We start from the raw sequence: 16,082 nt of genomic DNA, 5'->3' as shown, positions 1-16,082 counted from the left end.
GGCAGAGTATAGTGCGCTTCCACGGACGCGGGGTGGAGCAGCCTGGTAGCTCGTCGGGCTCATAACCCGAAGGTCGTCAGTTCAAATCTGGCCCCCGCAACCAATTAAAAAGTCGCTGAGTTTAGCGCGGTGGTGAAAACCATTTGCAGTAAGTAGTTATACGGACGCGGGGTGGAGCAGCCTGGTAGCTCGTCGGGCTCATAACCCGAAGGTCGTCAGTTCAAATCTGGCCCCCGCAACCAACTACAAAGTCGCTGAGTTTAGCGCGGTGGCGAAAGCCATTAGCAGTAAATAGTTATACGGACGCGGGGTGGAGCAGCCTGGTAGCTCGTCGGGCTCATAACCCGAAGGTCGTCAGTTCAAATCTGGCCCCCGCAACCAACTAAGTCGCTGAGTTTCGCGCAATCATGAAAGTCATTTGGGTACTAAAGAAGTTTACGGACGCGGGGTGGAGCAGCCTGGTAGCTCGTCGGGCTCATAACCCGAAGGTCGTCAGTTCAAATCTGGCCCCCGCAACCAATATTAAAAGCACTCTCAGGAGTGCTTTTTTTGTATCTGAAATTCGCTCACACAGTTCTACTATCCCCTAAATAATCCGAGCGCAGCCAACACAGCTGCGGTTCGAAGTATGACGGGGATTAGCCGAGCCGCGCTAATCGCGCACTATCCGCAAAATAAGCCTTAATCCCTGCCAGAATAGACTCGGCCACTTCCTGCTGGAATGTCGCGGTGCGCAACTTTCGCTCTTCCTCAACGTTACTCAGAAACGCAGTCTCCACCAGAATGGATGGAATATCCGGGGCTTTCAGCACTGCAAACCCAGCCTGATCGACGCTGTTCTTATGCAGTTTGTTCACTTTCCCTAACCGGGCCAGCACTTCTTTGCCGAACTTAAGGCTATCGTTGATAGTCAACGACTGCACCATATCGAACATCGTATGGTCGAGATAACGATCCCCACTCTTACTGACGCCACCGATTAAGTCGGCGGCATTCTGCGTTTGTGCGAGGAATTTTGCGGCGGTACTGGTCGCGCCTTTGGTGGAGAGCGCAAAAACTGAGGATCCGCGAGCAGCGCCCGTGGTAAACGCATCGGCATGTATAGAAACAAATAGATCGGCACGCTGCTTTTGTGCCTTTGCTACCCTGACTTTTAACGGGATAAACACATCCTCGTTACGGGTCATATAGGCTTTCATATTCGCTTCTTTATCAATCAGTGCTTTCAGGCGGCGAGCAATCTGCAGCACAATATCTTTTTCGCGCGTTTTGTTCGGCCCAATCGCACCGGGATCTTCCCCGCCGTGGCCAGGATCTAGCATGATAACAATCGGCCGGTCACGTCCGGCTTTACCCGGCTGTGGCCCTTGTTCTGGTGACGGCGGCTTGTCTTTATCCAGCTTGCCGTTGTTGTAATCTTCCAGCAATGCCAATAGCGGATCTTGCTCGCTATTCATATTCGCCGGATACAAATCCATCACCAGGCGCTCTTTAAATTCAGCCACCGGGGCAAGTCCAAACAGATGTGGTGTGACGTTCTGTTTGAGTTCAAAAACCATGCGTACGGTATGCGGGTCAAACTGCCCGACACGCGCAGATTTGATGAAGGGATCGTCAGCACGAATCTGGCCACCGATTCCTTTCAATACTGAATTTAAATTCACACCTTCGATGTCGACAACGACTCGATCGGGGTTACTAAGAGCGAACTGCTTATACTTAAGCTCCTTGTTCGATTCCAGCGTGACACGAGTGTAAGACGAAGCAGGCCAGACACGCACAGCCACAACCAGGCTTGAGGCAGCAAAGCCAACCTGGCTAACACTTAGCAGCCACATAGCGCCTGCTCCCTGGAGCAACCGGCGCCGAGTTATTAATGGACTGGAATCAGACATAGCTCTCCTGAGCGGTGTATTTCCGGGAATCAAATATTCAGTTTTATTTTTGAGCCGAAAACTTTAACGAAACAGGCACGGGCTGTCACTCATTAAAGGGTAAACATTCGCAATCAAGCACCTGGCAGGTTGAATGCAGAAATATCCGCTTTGTGGAAATTGCCGCTTGCACCGAAGGCAATAAAAGAATAAAAATACAGAAATTACGAATAATCATGCAATGAGGTCTGGCCGTGGTGAAGGAACGTAGAACCGAACTGGTACAGGGATTCCGCCATTCTGTTCCCTATATAAATGCCCATCGGGGAAAAACGTTTGTCATTATGCTTGGCGGCGAAGCCATCGAACACGAGAACTTTTCGAGTATCGTTAATGATATTGGGCTGCTGCACAGCCTGGGGATTCGTCTGGTGGTGGTGTATGGCGCCCGCCCACAGATTGATGCCAATTTAGCTTCGCATAATCATGAACCTATCTACCACAAACACACGCGTGTCACCGATGCAAAAACGCTGGAGCTTGTTAAGCAAGCGGCCGGTTTATTGCAGCTGGATATTACCGCGCGTTTGTCCATGAGTCTTGGCAACACGCCTTTGCAGGGCGCACATATCAACGTGGTGAGCGGCAACTTTATTATCGCGCAACCATTGGGTGTGGATGATGGCGTGGATTATTGCCACAGCGGCCGCGTACGTCGTATCGACGAAGAGGCCATTCACCGTCAGCTTGATAACGGTGCGATTGTTTTGATGGGACCAGTGGCGGTTTCTGTAACAGGTGAAAGCTTCAACCTCACATCTGAAGAGATTGCCACGCAGCTGGCCGTGAAACTGAAAGCCGAAAAAATGATTGGCTTCTGCTCTTCTCAGGGCGTTATTGACGACAACGGCAATATCGTTTCCGAACTGTTCCCGAACGATGCGCAAAAACGTATTGAAGAACTGGAAGAAGCCGGTGATTACCACTCTGGCACCGTGCGTTTCTTACGGGGTGCTTTGAAAGCCTGCCGTAGCGGTGTGCGTCGTAGCCATTTAATTAGTTATCAGGAAGATGGTGCGTTATTGCAGGAGTTATTCTCACGCGACGGGATCGGTACACAAATTGTTATGGAGAGTGCGGAGCAAATTCGTCGCGCCACCATTAACGATATCGGCGGTATTCTGGAGTTGATTCGCCCTCTGGAACAGCAAGGGATTCTGGTGCGTCGCTCGCGTGAGCAACTGGAAATGGAGATCGACAAATTCACTATTATCCAGCGTGACAATCTGACTATCGCCTGTGCAGCACTCTATCCATTCCTGGAAGAAGGGATTGGCGAAATGGCCTGCGTAGCAGTTCACCCGGACTATCGTAGCTCGTCACGCGGTGAAGTGTTGTTACAACGTATTGCCACACAAGCCCGGCAAATGGGTCTGAGCAAGTTGTTCGTGCTGACAACCCGTAGCATTCACTGGTTCCAGGAGCGCGGGTTTATGCCGGTCGATGTTGAGCTGCTGCCAGAAAGTAAAAAAGAGATGTACAACTATCAACGCCGTTCAAAAGTGCTAATGGCGGATTTAGCGTAACCAATAAGCTAGCCCTTTCCAGGGCTAGCTAAAACTCTCCATCAATCCGCTGCGTCTTTCCGTCTTTGTCACAATGGCTTTTTCCAGCACCCGATCATCGGCATACAAAGATAGCCTGCTTCGAGCACGAGTAATCGCGGTATAGACCAGTTCACGCGTAACCACAGCGGTATACTGATTTGGCAGAACAAGGGCTGCGTGCTCAAATTCCGAACCCTGGGATTTGTGCACCGTCATAGCATAGGCGGTGTCATGCCCCGGTAAACGGCTCGGCTGCACTGATTTTATTGTGCCATCCGGCATCGGGAACCAGACGCGTAGCCCCTCGCCTCTATCTAACGCGATACCAATATCACCATTGAATAAGCCTAACGAACTGTCGTTACGCGAAATCATAATTGGCCTGCCGTTGTACCATCTTGAAGCGGCCTGATTTGGCCGCTCAATGAGCCTTTTTTGAATCAGCGCAAGTTCTATTCTGTTATTCAGGCCACTGACGCCAAACGGGCCATCACGCAATGCACATAACAGCTGATAACGCCCAAAAGCGTCAATAATAGCTACAGGCTCTGCGTGATTACGTATTAATTCCAGATACGGCCGATACCCATCCACTGCATCAGTAATCATCAACGCGTAGTCTTCAGTTTCGCGCAGTGGCTGCTTTGTGATATCGCCAAAACCTTTAGCAAACACCGCTTTAGCCTGTTTCACATCGCTTGCATTAACAGCATAGGCCAACTGCCCAATTCCTGATTTGCTATCAAAACGATAGCTTTTTTGCAGCAGACAAAGCCCGTCTCGCAGCACGCTAGCTTCGGTTCCTTCACCTGTCGCCAGTGAGTAACCCGTCAGTCGACTTAATTCGGCCGCACGAACAGGAGAATATCCGTGTGTAACATAATGGCAAATATCCCCGAGCACCGCCCCCGCTTCCACCGATGCCAGTTGATCGCGGTCGCCTAAGAAAATGATCCGCGCATGTGCTGGCAACGCATGAATCAGCTTTGCCATCATTGGCAAATCCACCATCGAGGCTTCATCCACCACCAGCACATCAAGATGCAATGGGTTCCCTGCGTGATAGCGCAGATGTTGGCTGTTAGGTTGTGCCCCCAATAAGCGGTGCAAGGTACAAGCATCGCTTGGCAACGAGGCTTTTTGCGCATCATCCAACGGCAAACGCCGTAGAGCGGAACCTAAGGATTCGGTTAAACGTGCAGCGGCTTTACCCGTTGGAGCCGCCAGCTGGATACGCAAAGGTTTTGCGTCCGACAACTGAACCAGTGCTGCGAGCAATTTGGCCACCGTAGTGGTTTTCCCGGTTCCCGGCCCACCAGAAATAACTGAAATGCGTCGTGTCAGTGCCACGGCGGCGGCAACCTTTTGCCAGTCGATATCAGCTGTTGGCTCAAAGAGTTGATTTAGTACACGGATAATCTGCGTTTCATTAAGTGGGATTGCGCAGTTCTCTTCGCCAAAAAACCGCGCGACAGACTGTTCGTTTTGCCACATCCGGTTGAGGTACAAGCGCTCGCCAATTAATTTCAGCGGTGTTGCGCCTTCATACTCACTTACCGCATCAGATGCCAATAGCAGCTCGTACCAATTGGCTTTGGTACCAACCAGAGCGAAAAGTTGCTCAGCAAAGTCAGGTTGCCGCCCGGCAAAACAGAACTCCGGCTTTAAGCGCGAAAGCGGGATACACACATGGCCTTCACCTGCATCGTGACTGACAAGTGCCGCTGCCAGCATGACTGCGGGCTCGTCGTCACTGGCAATCATCATGGCGAATTGCGCATCCAATGCGCGCAACAATTTTTGCTCGACCGCCTGCTGTAGCAACGCAGACATTTTCATGGCGTAACCTCGTCCGTTTGCCCGGCAAACAATGCGTCCATCTGCTCAATTAATTGCACAGAAGGGCGTGTGGTAAATATTCCCTGTGACGAGCCATTTCTTTCAACCCCGCGCAAAAACAGATAAATAACACCACCAAAATGCCTTTGGTAATCGTAGTCAGGCATACGGTGGCGCAAATAGCGGTGCAGTGCCAACGTATATAACTGATATTGCAGGTCGTAACGATGGGATTGCATCGCAACCGCCATCGCTTCCTGGGTATAGGCACTGCTGTCTTCACCCAGCCAGTTGGATTTGTAATCCAGCAAGTAGTAACGCCCTTGCCAGCGAAAAACCAGGTCGATAAACCCTTTCAGCATGCCACGCACCTGTTTGAAGTTTAACGGTGGGCAACCTGCCGATAACGAGTCATGTCCACGTACCAATCTGTCCAAATGTGCAGCCTGCAAATCACTTTCAATGGGTAGATAGAACTCTAGTTCGACCTGTTTTTCCTGAGGAGATAATTGGTTAAGCGAGACGCCCGAATCATTTAACGATGCCTGTAAAATTGTCTGCAGCCATTCAGTGACAATCAGCTGCCACTCTTCAGCAAAACCTTGCTCTGTGAGTTGCTTTGCAACCCACACATCGTCAATCGGCTGAGTAAAATCGATGCCTTCAAATAAGCTATGCAAAAATGTGCCCGGCCCTGCCCCACGCGGGAAGGTGTGTGGAGTTAGTGATGGCTCACTTTGCACTGGCACTACACCTGCAGCATCCACATCTATTCTGGGTAATAGATCCAGCATCTGGCTACTGCCATGTTGCTGCAAACCGGAGTAACTGGTTACACGCCAGTTATCAGCAACCTGCCTTTTCATCACTCTGGCACTCAGTTCCGGGAGTGCGGCACTGACAGGCTGCCACGGGGTGTAGTCTTCCGAGTGAGGTTCTTCGACGCTAATCGACTCACTGACCAGTTCCTGCAAACATGCCTGTAAACCGGCCGCATCTTTCGCTTCACCTTTTTGCAGAAGATACCCCAGCGCCCCAAGATGTAGATCGCTGGTCCCTTTTTTGGCACGATTCCCCTTAAACAATGGGGCGACACCAAGACTGCAATGCCAGATAGATCGCGTCAAAGCGACGTACAGCAAGCGTAAATCCTCCGCCAGTCGCTCTTCTTCCGCAAGGCTAAGACTCTCCTCATCTTCGCTTAAATCCAGCAGCGGTGAGAAGGTCGAACGGTCATGGTAGAGACCACTGTTTTGCGCCCGATAGTTGGCGATGAATGGCAACCAGACCAACGGATACTCAAGCCCTTTTGATTTATGGATAGTGACAACCTGAACCAAATGCCTGTCGCTTTCGAGGCGTAGTTGTTGGCTAAACGCGTTGCTGTCAGGTTCAGCGACCTGTTGCGCCAACCATCGAACCAGAGCATGTTCACTATCAGTTTGCGCCGCTTCTTCTTGTAGCAATTCGCTGATGTGTAAAATGTCGGTAAGACGCCTTTCACCTCCCGGCGTTGCTAACAAATTTTCAGCAATCTGGCGATGCGCAATAAGCGCTCGCAACATCGGCATTACGCCCCGGCGTAGCCAAATTTGTCGATATTCTGAAAACTCTTCAACCAACTGATCCCAGGCATTTTCATCGTTATTCAGCGCCTCAATCATTTGGGCATCAAGGCCAAGCATACTGGTCGCAACAGCACTTCTCAGTGCTGTTTCAATTTCAGGGGCCAGTACAGCCTGCAGAATCCACAAAATCTCTCGCGCTTCAGGCGTTGCAAAAACCGAGTCACGATTTGAAAGGTAAACAGAAGGGATATTTAGCGCGCTCAAAGCCTCCCGAACAATTGAAGCTTCACCGCGACTACGAACCAAAATAGTGATGTCTGATGACTGTACCGGGCGAGATGCCTCACCTTTCCACAATAGAGCCTCACCGCGCTGCCCGGCACTCAGCCAATCGCGAATCTGCTGCGCGCACTGCATGGCCATGATTTGTTGGTAATCACTAACACCGCAACCATCACCCGACTGCGCCCAGAGCGACATCGCCGGCTGGTTCTTCCCTTTCATGGTAAAACGCAGGCCGCTGTTCTTCGCCGCGGCTTTCACTGCCATGAACGGAATTTGCTCGAATAAGAAGGGATTATCCAGTTGTTGGAACAGCGTATTTACGCTGCTTATCATTGCAGGTGATGAGCGCCAGTTAGTATCCAACGTGTAGTGGGCACTTACCTCATGACGAGCTTTCATGTAGGTAAAGATATCTGCCCCACGGAAAGCGTAAATGGCTTGTTTTGGGTCACCGATAAGCAACAGCGCCGTATCGGGCTGATTGATATATAAGCGCCTGAAAATGCGGTATTGCTGAGGGTCGGTATCCTGGAACTCATCAATCATCGCAGCAGGGAAACGACCACGAATGGCGGCGGCAAGGGCATCACCACCCGGCTTATGCAGAGCTTCATCAAGACGCGTCAGCATATCGTCAAACCCGAGTTCGCCACGGCGAAGCTTTTCCTGCTGAACGGTATAGCGGATTTCAGCCATAGCACGAGCGATAACTAAATCATGCAGTGTTAATGGCTCACCCAATAAATCGTTAATCGCTCTGAAAACAGGATGCTGCGGCGGTTGACCTTCTTTGGTTTTCTCGTCGAGCATCGACTGAGAGAAACGCTCAAGTTGGTCAGGCAATTTATAGGTAGTGGTTTCTGATTGCGCCCAAGTGCCGACAATATTCAGCCAGTTAGGTAAGTTTTTGCTGCTGTAACTGCGGCGGTCTATCTTCGCCACACTCAGGAGTTGCGCAATTTCATCCGCACAAGCACACCATTGTGCTTTCACATCTTCAATGGCGTTAATTATTTTCTGATGCCGTGCAAGCAGCGTTTCATCATCAGCTGGCGGCTGTTTAAGTACCGGCTGTTCACCTTGCAACCAGCTGTTTATGTCTCTGAGAAGTTCTTCCGGGCCGGCCCACTCCTCTGCCATAACCTGCGCGACCGGTTTAGGAAGTGGGTAACAATGGCGACGCCAGAAATCAGCACAGGCATTACGGCGCAACCGCGACTCATCTTCAATGAGTTGTTGCTCAAACAGCATGCCTGATTCGAATGCATTCAGGCTAAGCATTCGCTGGCAAAAACCATGGATAGTGAAAATGGCCGCTTCGTCCATTTGCTGTTCTGCATGGCGTAAAACTTGGGCAGCCTGATGAAGATCTGGAATTTCAGCCAGCAGGCTTTGGAACAATGGATTGTCAGTGCGATTGCGTACACAGGCGATACGCAACTCATGAATATTGGCGCGAATACGGCCGCGGAGCTCTTCGGTCGCAGCCTGAGTAAAGGTAACGACCAATAATTCTTCAACGGAGAGTGGCCGGGGATGGGCATTTTGCCCACCCAGGCCAAGCAGCAAACGCAAATAGAGTGCCGCAATGGTAAATGTCTTTCCGGTACCGGCAGAAGCTTCAATCAGCCGCTCCCCTGTCAGAGGTAAACTAAGAGGGTCAAGCGGCTGAGTGGTTCCGGTCATTATTATACCCATTGTCTTTCAAGTTGCAGGTGCCGTGGCCGCCATTACTTAGCGTCTACAAGCGGCAATGATTGCTGCAGAGAGCTGACCTCCTTCCAGGTTTTCCAGCCTTTCGGAGTGGCATAATCTGACTTGCCATTGTGGCTACCAGAAACTTGCGACAGTACAGCTATTCCCTGCGGTTCAATCACTGCCTGATGGAAGAAATCAGCCAGTTTTTGCGGCGTCAGTTTTTTAATTTCGGCGACTACTTTATCACGCGAATCAAAATCCAGGTTTCCGCGATCGAAATCTTTGCTCAGTTGTGAAGCCTCCTGAGACAAGGTCTGCGGTGCCTGCATTATCTCACTGATCACCCCCTGCTGCATTTGAGCAAAATCTTCAGCGCTCATCTCACGCAACTTCTTTTCAGCCGTTGGGTAAAACGCTTTAAACCGCTGGTACAAGTAGGCTGGTTGCTTATCGTTACTTTGCAGCAAGAAACCAATCCCCCACTGGCGCCCAACTGACATCGGGAACGCAAACACGGCATAACCCAACTGTTCCTGGGTACGCAACTGGTTGTAGAACCAAGGCTGAATGATTTGCCCCAGCATAGAACTGTAAGCAGTACTTACCGTTTCATCGAAACCTTTCGGGACATAAACTGCGGCCAGCGCTGAATCCGTGCTGCCTCCTGTTTTTTCAAACATCGCTAAATGTTTGCTATCAACAAGCACGTCTTTATTGCGGCACCACTCATTACCTTTGGTAGTCAGCTGACTTTGTACGTTATGCGCAAGCTCTTTTGCCTGACCAGGAGACATATTGCCCAGTACTAAAAACTCAGGTTTAGCATTAGCTTTTAAAACTTCCCGATAATCAAGTACGTCTTTTATCGTCAGATCAGGCAGCAACGCGCGGCGCGTTTCACGCTGGAAATATGGCACCTGCGACATCATCTGCACCGGCATAATCGCCTGATCGTAAGCTTTGCCTTTGTCTGCCGAATCCATCATTTGGGCATACCATGACTTTGCCTGATCCAACTGCTCTTGAGTCGGTGTGTAGGAGAAATAGCCTTTTAGCAGTGCTTCAAAAAGCTGCGGCAAACGTTGGGTGTAACCATTGGCATTAACCATCAAACCGCTATTGGCATTTGTAGAGAAGCCAATACCGCCAATGGAAGCCTGGTTGCTTAACTCGTCCAGAGCGATTCCAGCCAGATAGTCATTCAGGGCAAACAGGACCTGATTTTTCGCGCTATCCATCGCCTGCGGATTACGCAGCACCATAGTTACATCAGCTTTTGGTTCACTGGCAAAATAGTGGCTTGGCATATACAACACACGCAAGCCTGGTTCTTTTACCAGCAACTCAGGGTGAGCATAGGTTTTATCTGGTTTAACTAACGTAAAGTCATCCGGGATGTACGGGTTCAATTGCGGCAATGTCAGTTTGATTGCTGCCGCTTTTTTCTGCCAGATGTCGAAGACTTGTGGTGTGATTTTATCGACCTGATAAGGCGCTTCTACAAAATAAGCCATTTTGTTATGTGGCTCTTTCGGGCTGATATACCAGACACGTGCATTTTGTGGCGTCATCATCTCCAGGCGAGCTTTAATGGCCGCTGGATCGAATTGATCGGCGATATTGACAGCATCAAGTGTATGTTCGACCGGCACGCGAAGCATAGTGTCCGCTAACCATTCAACGTAATCCATATCACGGGTTATTGATGGATAACGGAAGTCGAGATCGAGAACATGGGCAAGTTCGTCGAAATAACTTTTATCGACGCCATTCTCACGCAATTTATTTAAGTAACTGAAAATAGCCGCAACCACTTCATCACGCTGCGCGAGACCTTTATCAGTCAACGATACGGAGATTGCGAACACGCCACTATTGCCGTTAACTAGCGGGTCGGAATCGGCACGGATGCTATCCGCCAGCCCCTGCTTTTGCAGCCAGTCAGAAAGCGTATTGTTGCTACGGTTGCCAATCAAATAGCCAATTAATTCATCAGTTTTGCTGCGGAATTTATCGCTATTATTGTCGATACGGAACTCAACGCGCACCACTTTGCGAGGCAATGCGGGGACGTAATGAATTACGATTCCTTTTTGCGCATCCGTGACAACCGGCACATCAATAACAGGCCGCTCAATGTTTTTATTTGGCACCCGGCCATAGGTTTCCACAGCAATTTTTGCCAATTCCGGCAGTGGTTTATTACTGTAAATAACGGCCTTCATCAGGTTGGCAGAATAATATTTATCACGGAAAGCGACCAGAGCATCCAGCAGCTTGCTGCCTGGTTTGTCGCGCAGAGTTTCAAGGTTACCGCCGGAAAAACGTGAACCCGGATGTGCAGGGTTGATAGTTTCAGCACTAACTTGCGCCATACGCATACCGTCACGGGCGCGAGCTAAGGTCAGCTCAGCATTAACCGCATTACGTTCACGTTCAGCATATTCTGGGGCGAGATTGGGTTCAGCGATAGCATCAGACAAACGGTCAACAGCCCCTTCCAGCGCATCGTTTTCCACTTCGAGATAAAACGCAGTGCGGTAAGTTGCAGTACTGGCGTTGTGGCTGCCACCATGCTTTTTGAGAAACTCTGACAGGCTATCCGGCTCCGGATATTTTTTAGAGCCCATCAGCGTCATATGTTCAAGATAGTGAGCCAAGCCAAGATGGTTGTTAGGATCTTCTAAAGATCCAACAGGAACAACCAACGCAGACAATGACTTAACAGCTTGCGGATCAGAAACCAGCAGCACTGTCATACCATTATCAAGACGTATAGCCTGATATTGACGGTTGTCTTTCTCACTTTTGCGGATAGTTTCCTGGATAGGTTGCCAACCCGTGTCTGCCTGACTTAATGGTGCCCAAAGGGCAACTAACAACAAGAAAAGCGGTTTTAACCAGGTGCTGCATTTAGGCATTCACAAACCTCATAATCACGAAACTTCCTAACTCACTCATCATTAACAACTTTTAAAAACAATCTACTATTTTAGTTGTTTCTTTTTTCGCCAACCCTGAGCAAGTAGCGCATCATAGATGAACCTGCCGGGTTGTGCAATTTTTATACAGACATTTAAGCTTTATTGAAACGAAACAGCGGCAGTAAGTAGCGCTCCGCCTCTCTTATAATTGCCTCGTAGTAGTCTGGCTCGAGCGTACGATACAGTCGTTGTAACCACATATCGGCCCCCTCACCTTCAACTCTCTGATTCCCTTCCCAGGCCGCCAATAGTTTACTTTTGGCTTTCTGTTGCGTTTGCTCATCCCATAAAATGGCATCATTCGCGGGTTCATAACAGGCTTTTATCCATGCTCCACCACTCATGGGAAGCAATAAGAGCGGTTGTACTAATCCTTTCCGATAACCATCAATAAGTTGCTGGAGATAGCTTTTTGCCTGTTTCACATCAAGTGCAGGGAATTTCCACTCTGTTGAATCCCTTCCATACAGGCGGCTTTCACCATCACCTCCCAATGCACACCAGACAACATGTTCAATCCATAGCTGCAGACCGTGTGCCGGGTTGAGGATGGAAGGACGCCAGCGTAACAAGCCATCAGCCTGCACATCCGACAACCAACCTTCAAGCCTTGTTCCGTCTAAATCTAGCGAGACTTCCAGGCTGTTACCGCTTTGCCGTTCGGCTCTCACTTTTTGCGCCAGCTCAGCCATTTCTGTTAACTGGGTTTCCCATAAAATCTCACCGAAAGCTCCATACGGCAACGAGCCTGCCGCACGGTAGCGGCGGAATAGTTGCTGAGAGTTACCTTCCTGAACCAGGGTATTGAGCAGTTCCTGATTCATCTGGAAACGCTCAAGGCTATCTAATGTAAACGGCTCGGCATCGGGTAAATCGCTCTCTTCAAGTCGAAAATGGATACCCAGACGCATCTGGAAAAACGCTCGTACTGGATGACGCCAGAAACGCTGTAACTGGTCGAGCGTAATGACGTCCAGGCTCTCTTCTTGTAATGGTTGAATAAATGCCACCTGGGCCTGGCCCTGCTCACTTGCAGCTGGCAACCACTCGTTGGCATAGCTTTGTACAAGCGCTCCCGGCAAAAAATTACCAGCCTCAAAAGGAGTGCGATAATGCCGCTGAACCAGATGTTTTTTCACAAGCTCACTGCTTTCATCACAGGTCTGTTCCGTGTTCTGTGGCAAGCAATGGCTTTGCGCGATGTAGTCCAGTAATTCATCAACCAGCACTGAAGGGTAGCGTTGGCTGTTGTCCTGAATAGACCGCCCGATATAGCTGATATAAAAACGTAATTGTGCCGAATTGAGGGCTTCAAGGAATAAGTAACGGTCATCGTCCCTGCGGCTACGGTCACCACGTTGCGGCTTCTGGCTCATTAGATCAAACCCAAGTGGCGCCAGCGTGCGCGGATAAACGCCATCATTCATACCAAGCAAGCACACAACTTTGAAAGGAATGGAACGCATCGGCATCAGGGTACAGAAGTTTATTGGCCCGGCCAGGAAACGTTGACTGATACGTTCCTGATCGAGGCGCTGGGCCAGCTCGTCACGTAATAACGTCAGCGAGATATGCTCCTGGTAACGCGACTCAAGACCATATTTAATGATCTCTTGCCACTGCTGTTCAATCAGCGCCAACGCACCTTCTGTTTCAGTATCAGGCATGAAGAAACTCGATAACATGTCGCGGCAGACTGTTGTCCACTCGGCTAATGGCCGGGCTACAGAGAGCTCCCTACGCCAGATGTTCAACTGCATTAGTAATTCGGCCAGTTGCCCGACAAGTTCAGCAATTAAACCGCTCGACTCATCGTAAGGGAGAATTGACTGCCATTCACCCGCCTGACTATCCATGGCATAACCCAACAGCATACGCGTGAGACCAAAGCGCCAAGTGTGCTGCCCGGTTGCGGGAAGATCCAATTCACGCACATTGTCGTCGTCAATTCCCCAACGGATCCCAGATTCATTGACCCATTGGCGCAAATAGCGCAGCCCTTCTTCGTTAATTGAGAAGCGAGCAGCCAGTGCGGGAACCTCAAGCAGCGCAAGAACATCCTGTGCTGCGAAACGGCTATCAGGAAGGGAAAGTAGAGAAATAAACGCCTGCAGAGCCGGATGAGCCTGCCTGGCGCGACGGTCAGAGATCGCAAAGGGTAAGCGGCGCTCACCTACAGCATTACCAAATACGGCCTGGATAAATGGGCTGTAGCTATCGATATCTGCCACCATCACGATGATGTCACGCGGAGTTAATGCCGGATCGGCATCCAGCATCGCAAGTAGTTGATCGTGCAGCACTTCGACTTCACGCTGAGGACTGTGGCATTCATGGAATGTCACTGATTGATCATTAAGGGCAAGAAGGCGTTTCTTATGACTATGTTCAAACTCTTCTTCGGTTAATCCGGTGACAGCATTGTTTTGCAGCTCCAGCAAATCGTACTGCACATTCCGCAGCACATTGTCAGGCTCAATATCGACAAATACGTCAATCTCTTCAAAACGCTGTAATTCAGCTAACAAGTACGTGTAATCACGCCCCAACTTCCCCCATGAGGCCAGCAGTGGGTTGCCAATGTCTTGCTCACCATCGTCGTTGAACAATGCTGAGGCTGAGTCGCAATCTTTAAACAGTGGCAGCGTGATGTCTCGCTGCGCGTGGCTGCGACGCCGACGGCTGATCAAGCGTGCAAGATAAGCGGGGTCTTTAATATCGCCCCAGTAGTAGCGGCAAGGGTTGGTAAACAGCAAATGCACGTCAATGTGCTTACCAAGTGCCTGTAGCGCCTGAAGATAAACCGGTGGCAATGCCGAAATACCACAAATAAACACACGCTCTGGTAAGCCCGGCGGGCATTCACTGCTTTTTTCCAGAGTATCAATGAAACGTTGATAGAGATTTGCACGGTGCCATTCCGGCTGTTCAAGTTCTTGCGTATGCCGTACCAATGCAGCCCAGAGCGGAGCCTGCCACAATTGGGCTTCACCCACATTATCTACAAGTTCACCTTTTTCCCACAGGCTTAACCATGTAGGCCGATAAACTAAATATTGGTCATAGAGGTCAGCAATTCTTGAGGCCAACTGGGATAGTTTTCGCCCATTTTCATCTTCTTCAAGATACTGACTCAGCAGTGAAAATTCAGGCTGCTCTAGCATCGTGGGGATGAGCGTCATCAGTTTCCAACTCATGCTTTGCTTGTTAAAAGCACTTTGCTCAGGAATATTTGGTAACACACGTACAAACATGTCCCAGATGAAACTGGCGGGAAGCGGGAAACTAATATTCGCCGCGATACCAAATTTTTGTGCCAAGGTCATTTGTAGCCACTGAGCCATACCGGTGCTTTGCACCAACACCACTTCAGGCTGGAAAGGGTCCGGCAACGGTTGCCTTTCCACAATAAATTCCATAATTGCTTCCAGCACATCCAGCCGGTTGGAATGGTAAACACGCAACATAGAATCTCTACTCCTGACTTTTCTCTTTTTGCGGGCAATGTAGCCGTGATAGCTGCCCGGTTCGCCCGCCAGGGCTAATAATAGTAACGGCGATGCTGACACATCCCGCCGCTGATGTCTGCTGTCGACTGACTTTCCATCCATCTGTTGGCAATGGCACATCAGGCTCGCTCATTTCTACGGCTAAACGCCACAGCTGGCGAGAATGCCATTGAGACTGAAAACCTTGTTGTAATACCCGGTAATACCCCAGCAGAGCCAGCATCACTACTGAAAATAATGCCATAGCACACAACACTTCAATCAGGCTAAATCCGCGCTCTAATGATTTTACTGTGGTAACTGACATCTGGGCACCTCAGTAAAAGGGCAAAAATCCAGCCAGCCATGAGGGGTCGATAACCAACGTGAATTATCTACAACACCCCATCGCCAAAGTGTGAGTGGCAATTGCGCTCCTGAATACGTTCCACGCACCGCCATCAGCACCTCATTTCTTTCGACCAACAAGACGCAGGCCTTCCAGCCTTTTTCTATTTCTTGCTGGCAGTGCCAGGTTTGCTGAGGTTGCCAGATTAACTGACTTCCCCAGGCCTGAGCAGAAATGGCAGCAGCATATTGCTTAAGAAAACCTATTTCGCTGGCGACTAAGTGCCGCTGGTGACTTAACTGTCGTTGTAATCCACCTAGCATTAATATCCCCAGCGCAAATAATAGCAGCACGAATCCGAGGGTGATATTTCCCCGCTCAGGATGTCCA

Annotated in this window: 8 protein-coding genes and 4 tRNA genes; 5 read left to right on the top strand and 7 right to left on the bottom strand. The window is 49.9% G+C overall.

Translation table 11 applies throughout. The features are described 5' to 3' along the window. Window positions 1–26 precede the first annotated feature (26 nt). From GC128_RS04435 to GC128_RS04420, 4 genes are all read left to right on the top strand, one after another. Window positions 27–103 (top strand) — tRNA-Met (locus GC128_RS04435). Window positions 104–165: 62 nt separating this feature from the next. Then, window positions 166–242 (top strand) — tRNA-Met (locus tag GC128_RS04430). A 62-nt stretch (window positions 243–304) separates the two neighbouring features. Then, window positions 305–381 (top strand) — tRNA-Met (locus tag GC128_RS04425). Between the two features lie 61 nt (window positions 382–442). Next, window positions 443–519, top strand: a tRNA-Met gene (locus GC128_RS04420). Window positions 520–638: 119 nt separating this feature from the next. On the opposite strand, the gene amiC is transcribed toward GC128_RS04420, so the two are convergent. Continuing rightward, complete coding sequence (amiC, locus tag GC128_RS04415) at window positions 639–1,895, bottom strand: N-acetylmuramoyl-L-alanine amidase AmiC (protein ID WP_151993263.1); 1,257 nt, start codon at window positions 1,893–1,895, stop codon at window positions 639–641. Between the two features lie 233 nt (window positions 1,896–2,128). Between amiC and argA the strand changes: the two genes are divergently transcribed. Further along, on the top strand, window positions 2,129–3,460 hold the full coding sequence (gene argA / locus GC128_RS04410) for an amino-acid N-acetyltransferase (RefSeq protein ID WP_064513409.1): 1,332 nt from the start codon (window positions 2,129–2,131) through the stop codon (window positions 3,458–3,460). A 24-nt stretch (window positions 3,461–3,484) separates the two neighbouring features. On the opposite strand, the gene recD is transcribed toward argA, so the two are convergent. The 6 genes from recD to GC128_RS04380 all read right to left on the bottom strand — a co-directional run bounded on the left by recD (window position 3,485) and on the right by GC128_RS04380 (window position 16,015). Then, complete coding sequence (recD, locus tag GC128_RS04405) at window positions 3,485–5,320, bottom strand: exodeoxyribonuclease V subunit alpha (RefSeq protein WP_151993262.1); 1,836 nt, start codon at window positions 5,318–5,320, stop codon at window positions 3,485–3,487. Continuing rightward, window positions 5,317–8,859 carry an exodeoxyribonuclease V subunit beta gene (recB, locus tag GC128_RS04400; RefSeq protein ID WP_151993261.1) on the bottom strand — a complete coding sequence of 1,181 codons (3,543 nt, stop codon included), beginning with the start codon at window positions 8,857–8,859 and terminating at the stop codon, window positions 5,317–5,319. Before recB ends, recD begins: the two co-directional genes overlap by 4 nt. A 44-nt stretch (window positions 8,860–8,903) precedes the next feature. After that, on the bottom strand, window positions 8,904–11,792 hold the full coding sequence (gene ptrA / locus GC128_RS04395) for a pitrilysin (protein WP_151993260.1): 2,889 nt from the start codon (window positions 11,790–11,792) through the stop codon (window positions 8,904–8,906). Window positions 11,793–11,947: 155 nt separating this feature from the next. Beyond that, window positions 11,948–15,322 carry an exodeoxyribonuclease V subunit gamma gene (recC, locus tag GC128_RS04390; RefSeq protein WP_151993259.1) on the bottom strand — a complete coding sequence of 1,125 codons (3,375 nt, stop codon included), beginning with the start codon at window positions 15,320–15,322 and terminating at the stop codon, window positions 11,948–11,950. Window positions 15,323–15,329: 7 nt separating this feature from the next. Further along, the gene (locus GC128_RS04385) at window positions 15,330–15,671 is read right to left on the bottom strand and encodes a prepilin-type N-terminal cleavage/methylation domain-containing protein (RefSeq protein ID WP_064513419.1); all 342 of its coding nucleotides are present in this window, start codon (window positions 15,669–15,671) and stop codon (window positions 15,330–15,332) included. Continuing rightward, window positions 15,653–16,015 carry a DUF2509 family protein gene (locus GC128_RS04380; protein WP_151993258.1) on the bottom strand — a complete coding sequence of 121 codons (363 nt, stop codon included), beginning with the start codon at window positions 16,013–16,015 and terminating at the stop codon, window positions 15,653–15,655. Before GC128_RS04380 ends, GC128_RS04385 begins: the two co-directional genes overlap by 19 nt. Between the last annotated feature and the right edge of the window lie 67 nt (window positions 16,016–16,082).

This window comes from Buttiauxella massiliensis (genome assembly GCF_902500225.1).
Taxonomy (GTDB): domain Bacteria; phylum Pseudomonadota; class Gammaproteobacteria; order Enterobacterales; family Enterobacteriaceae; genus Buttiauxella; species Buttiauxella massiliensis.
The sequence above is the reverse complement of the archived record's forward strand: the minus strand, read 5'-3'. Positions and strand labels throughout refer to the sequence as shown.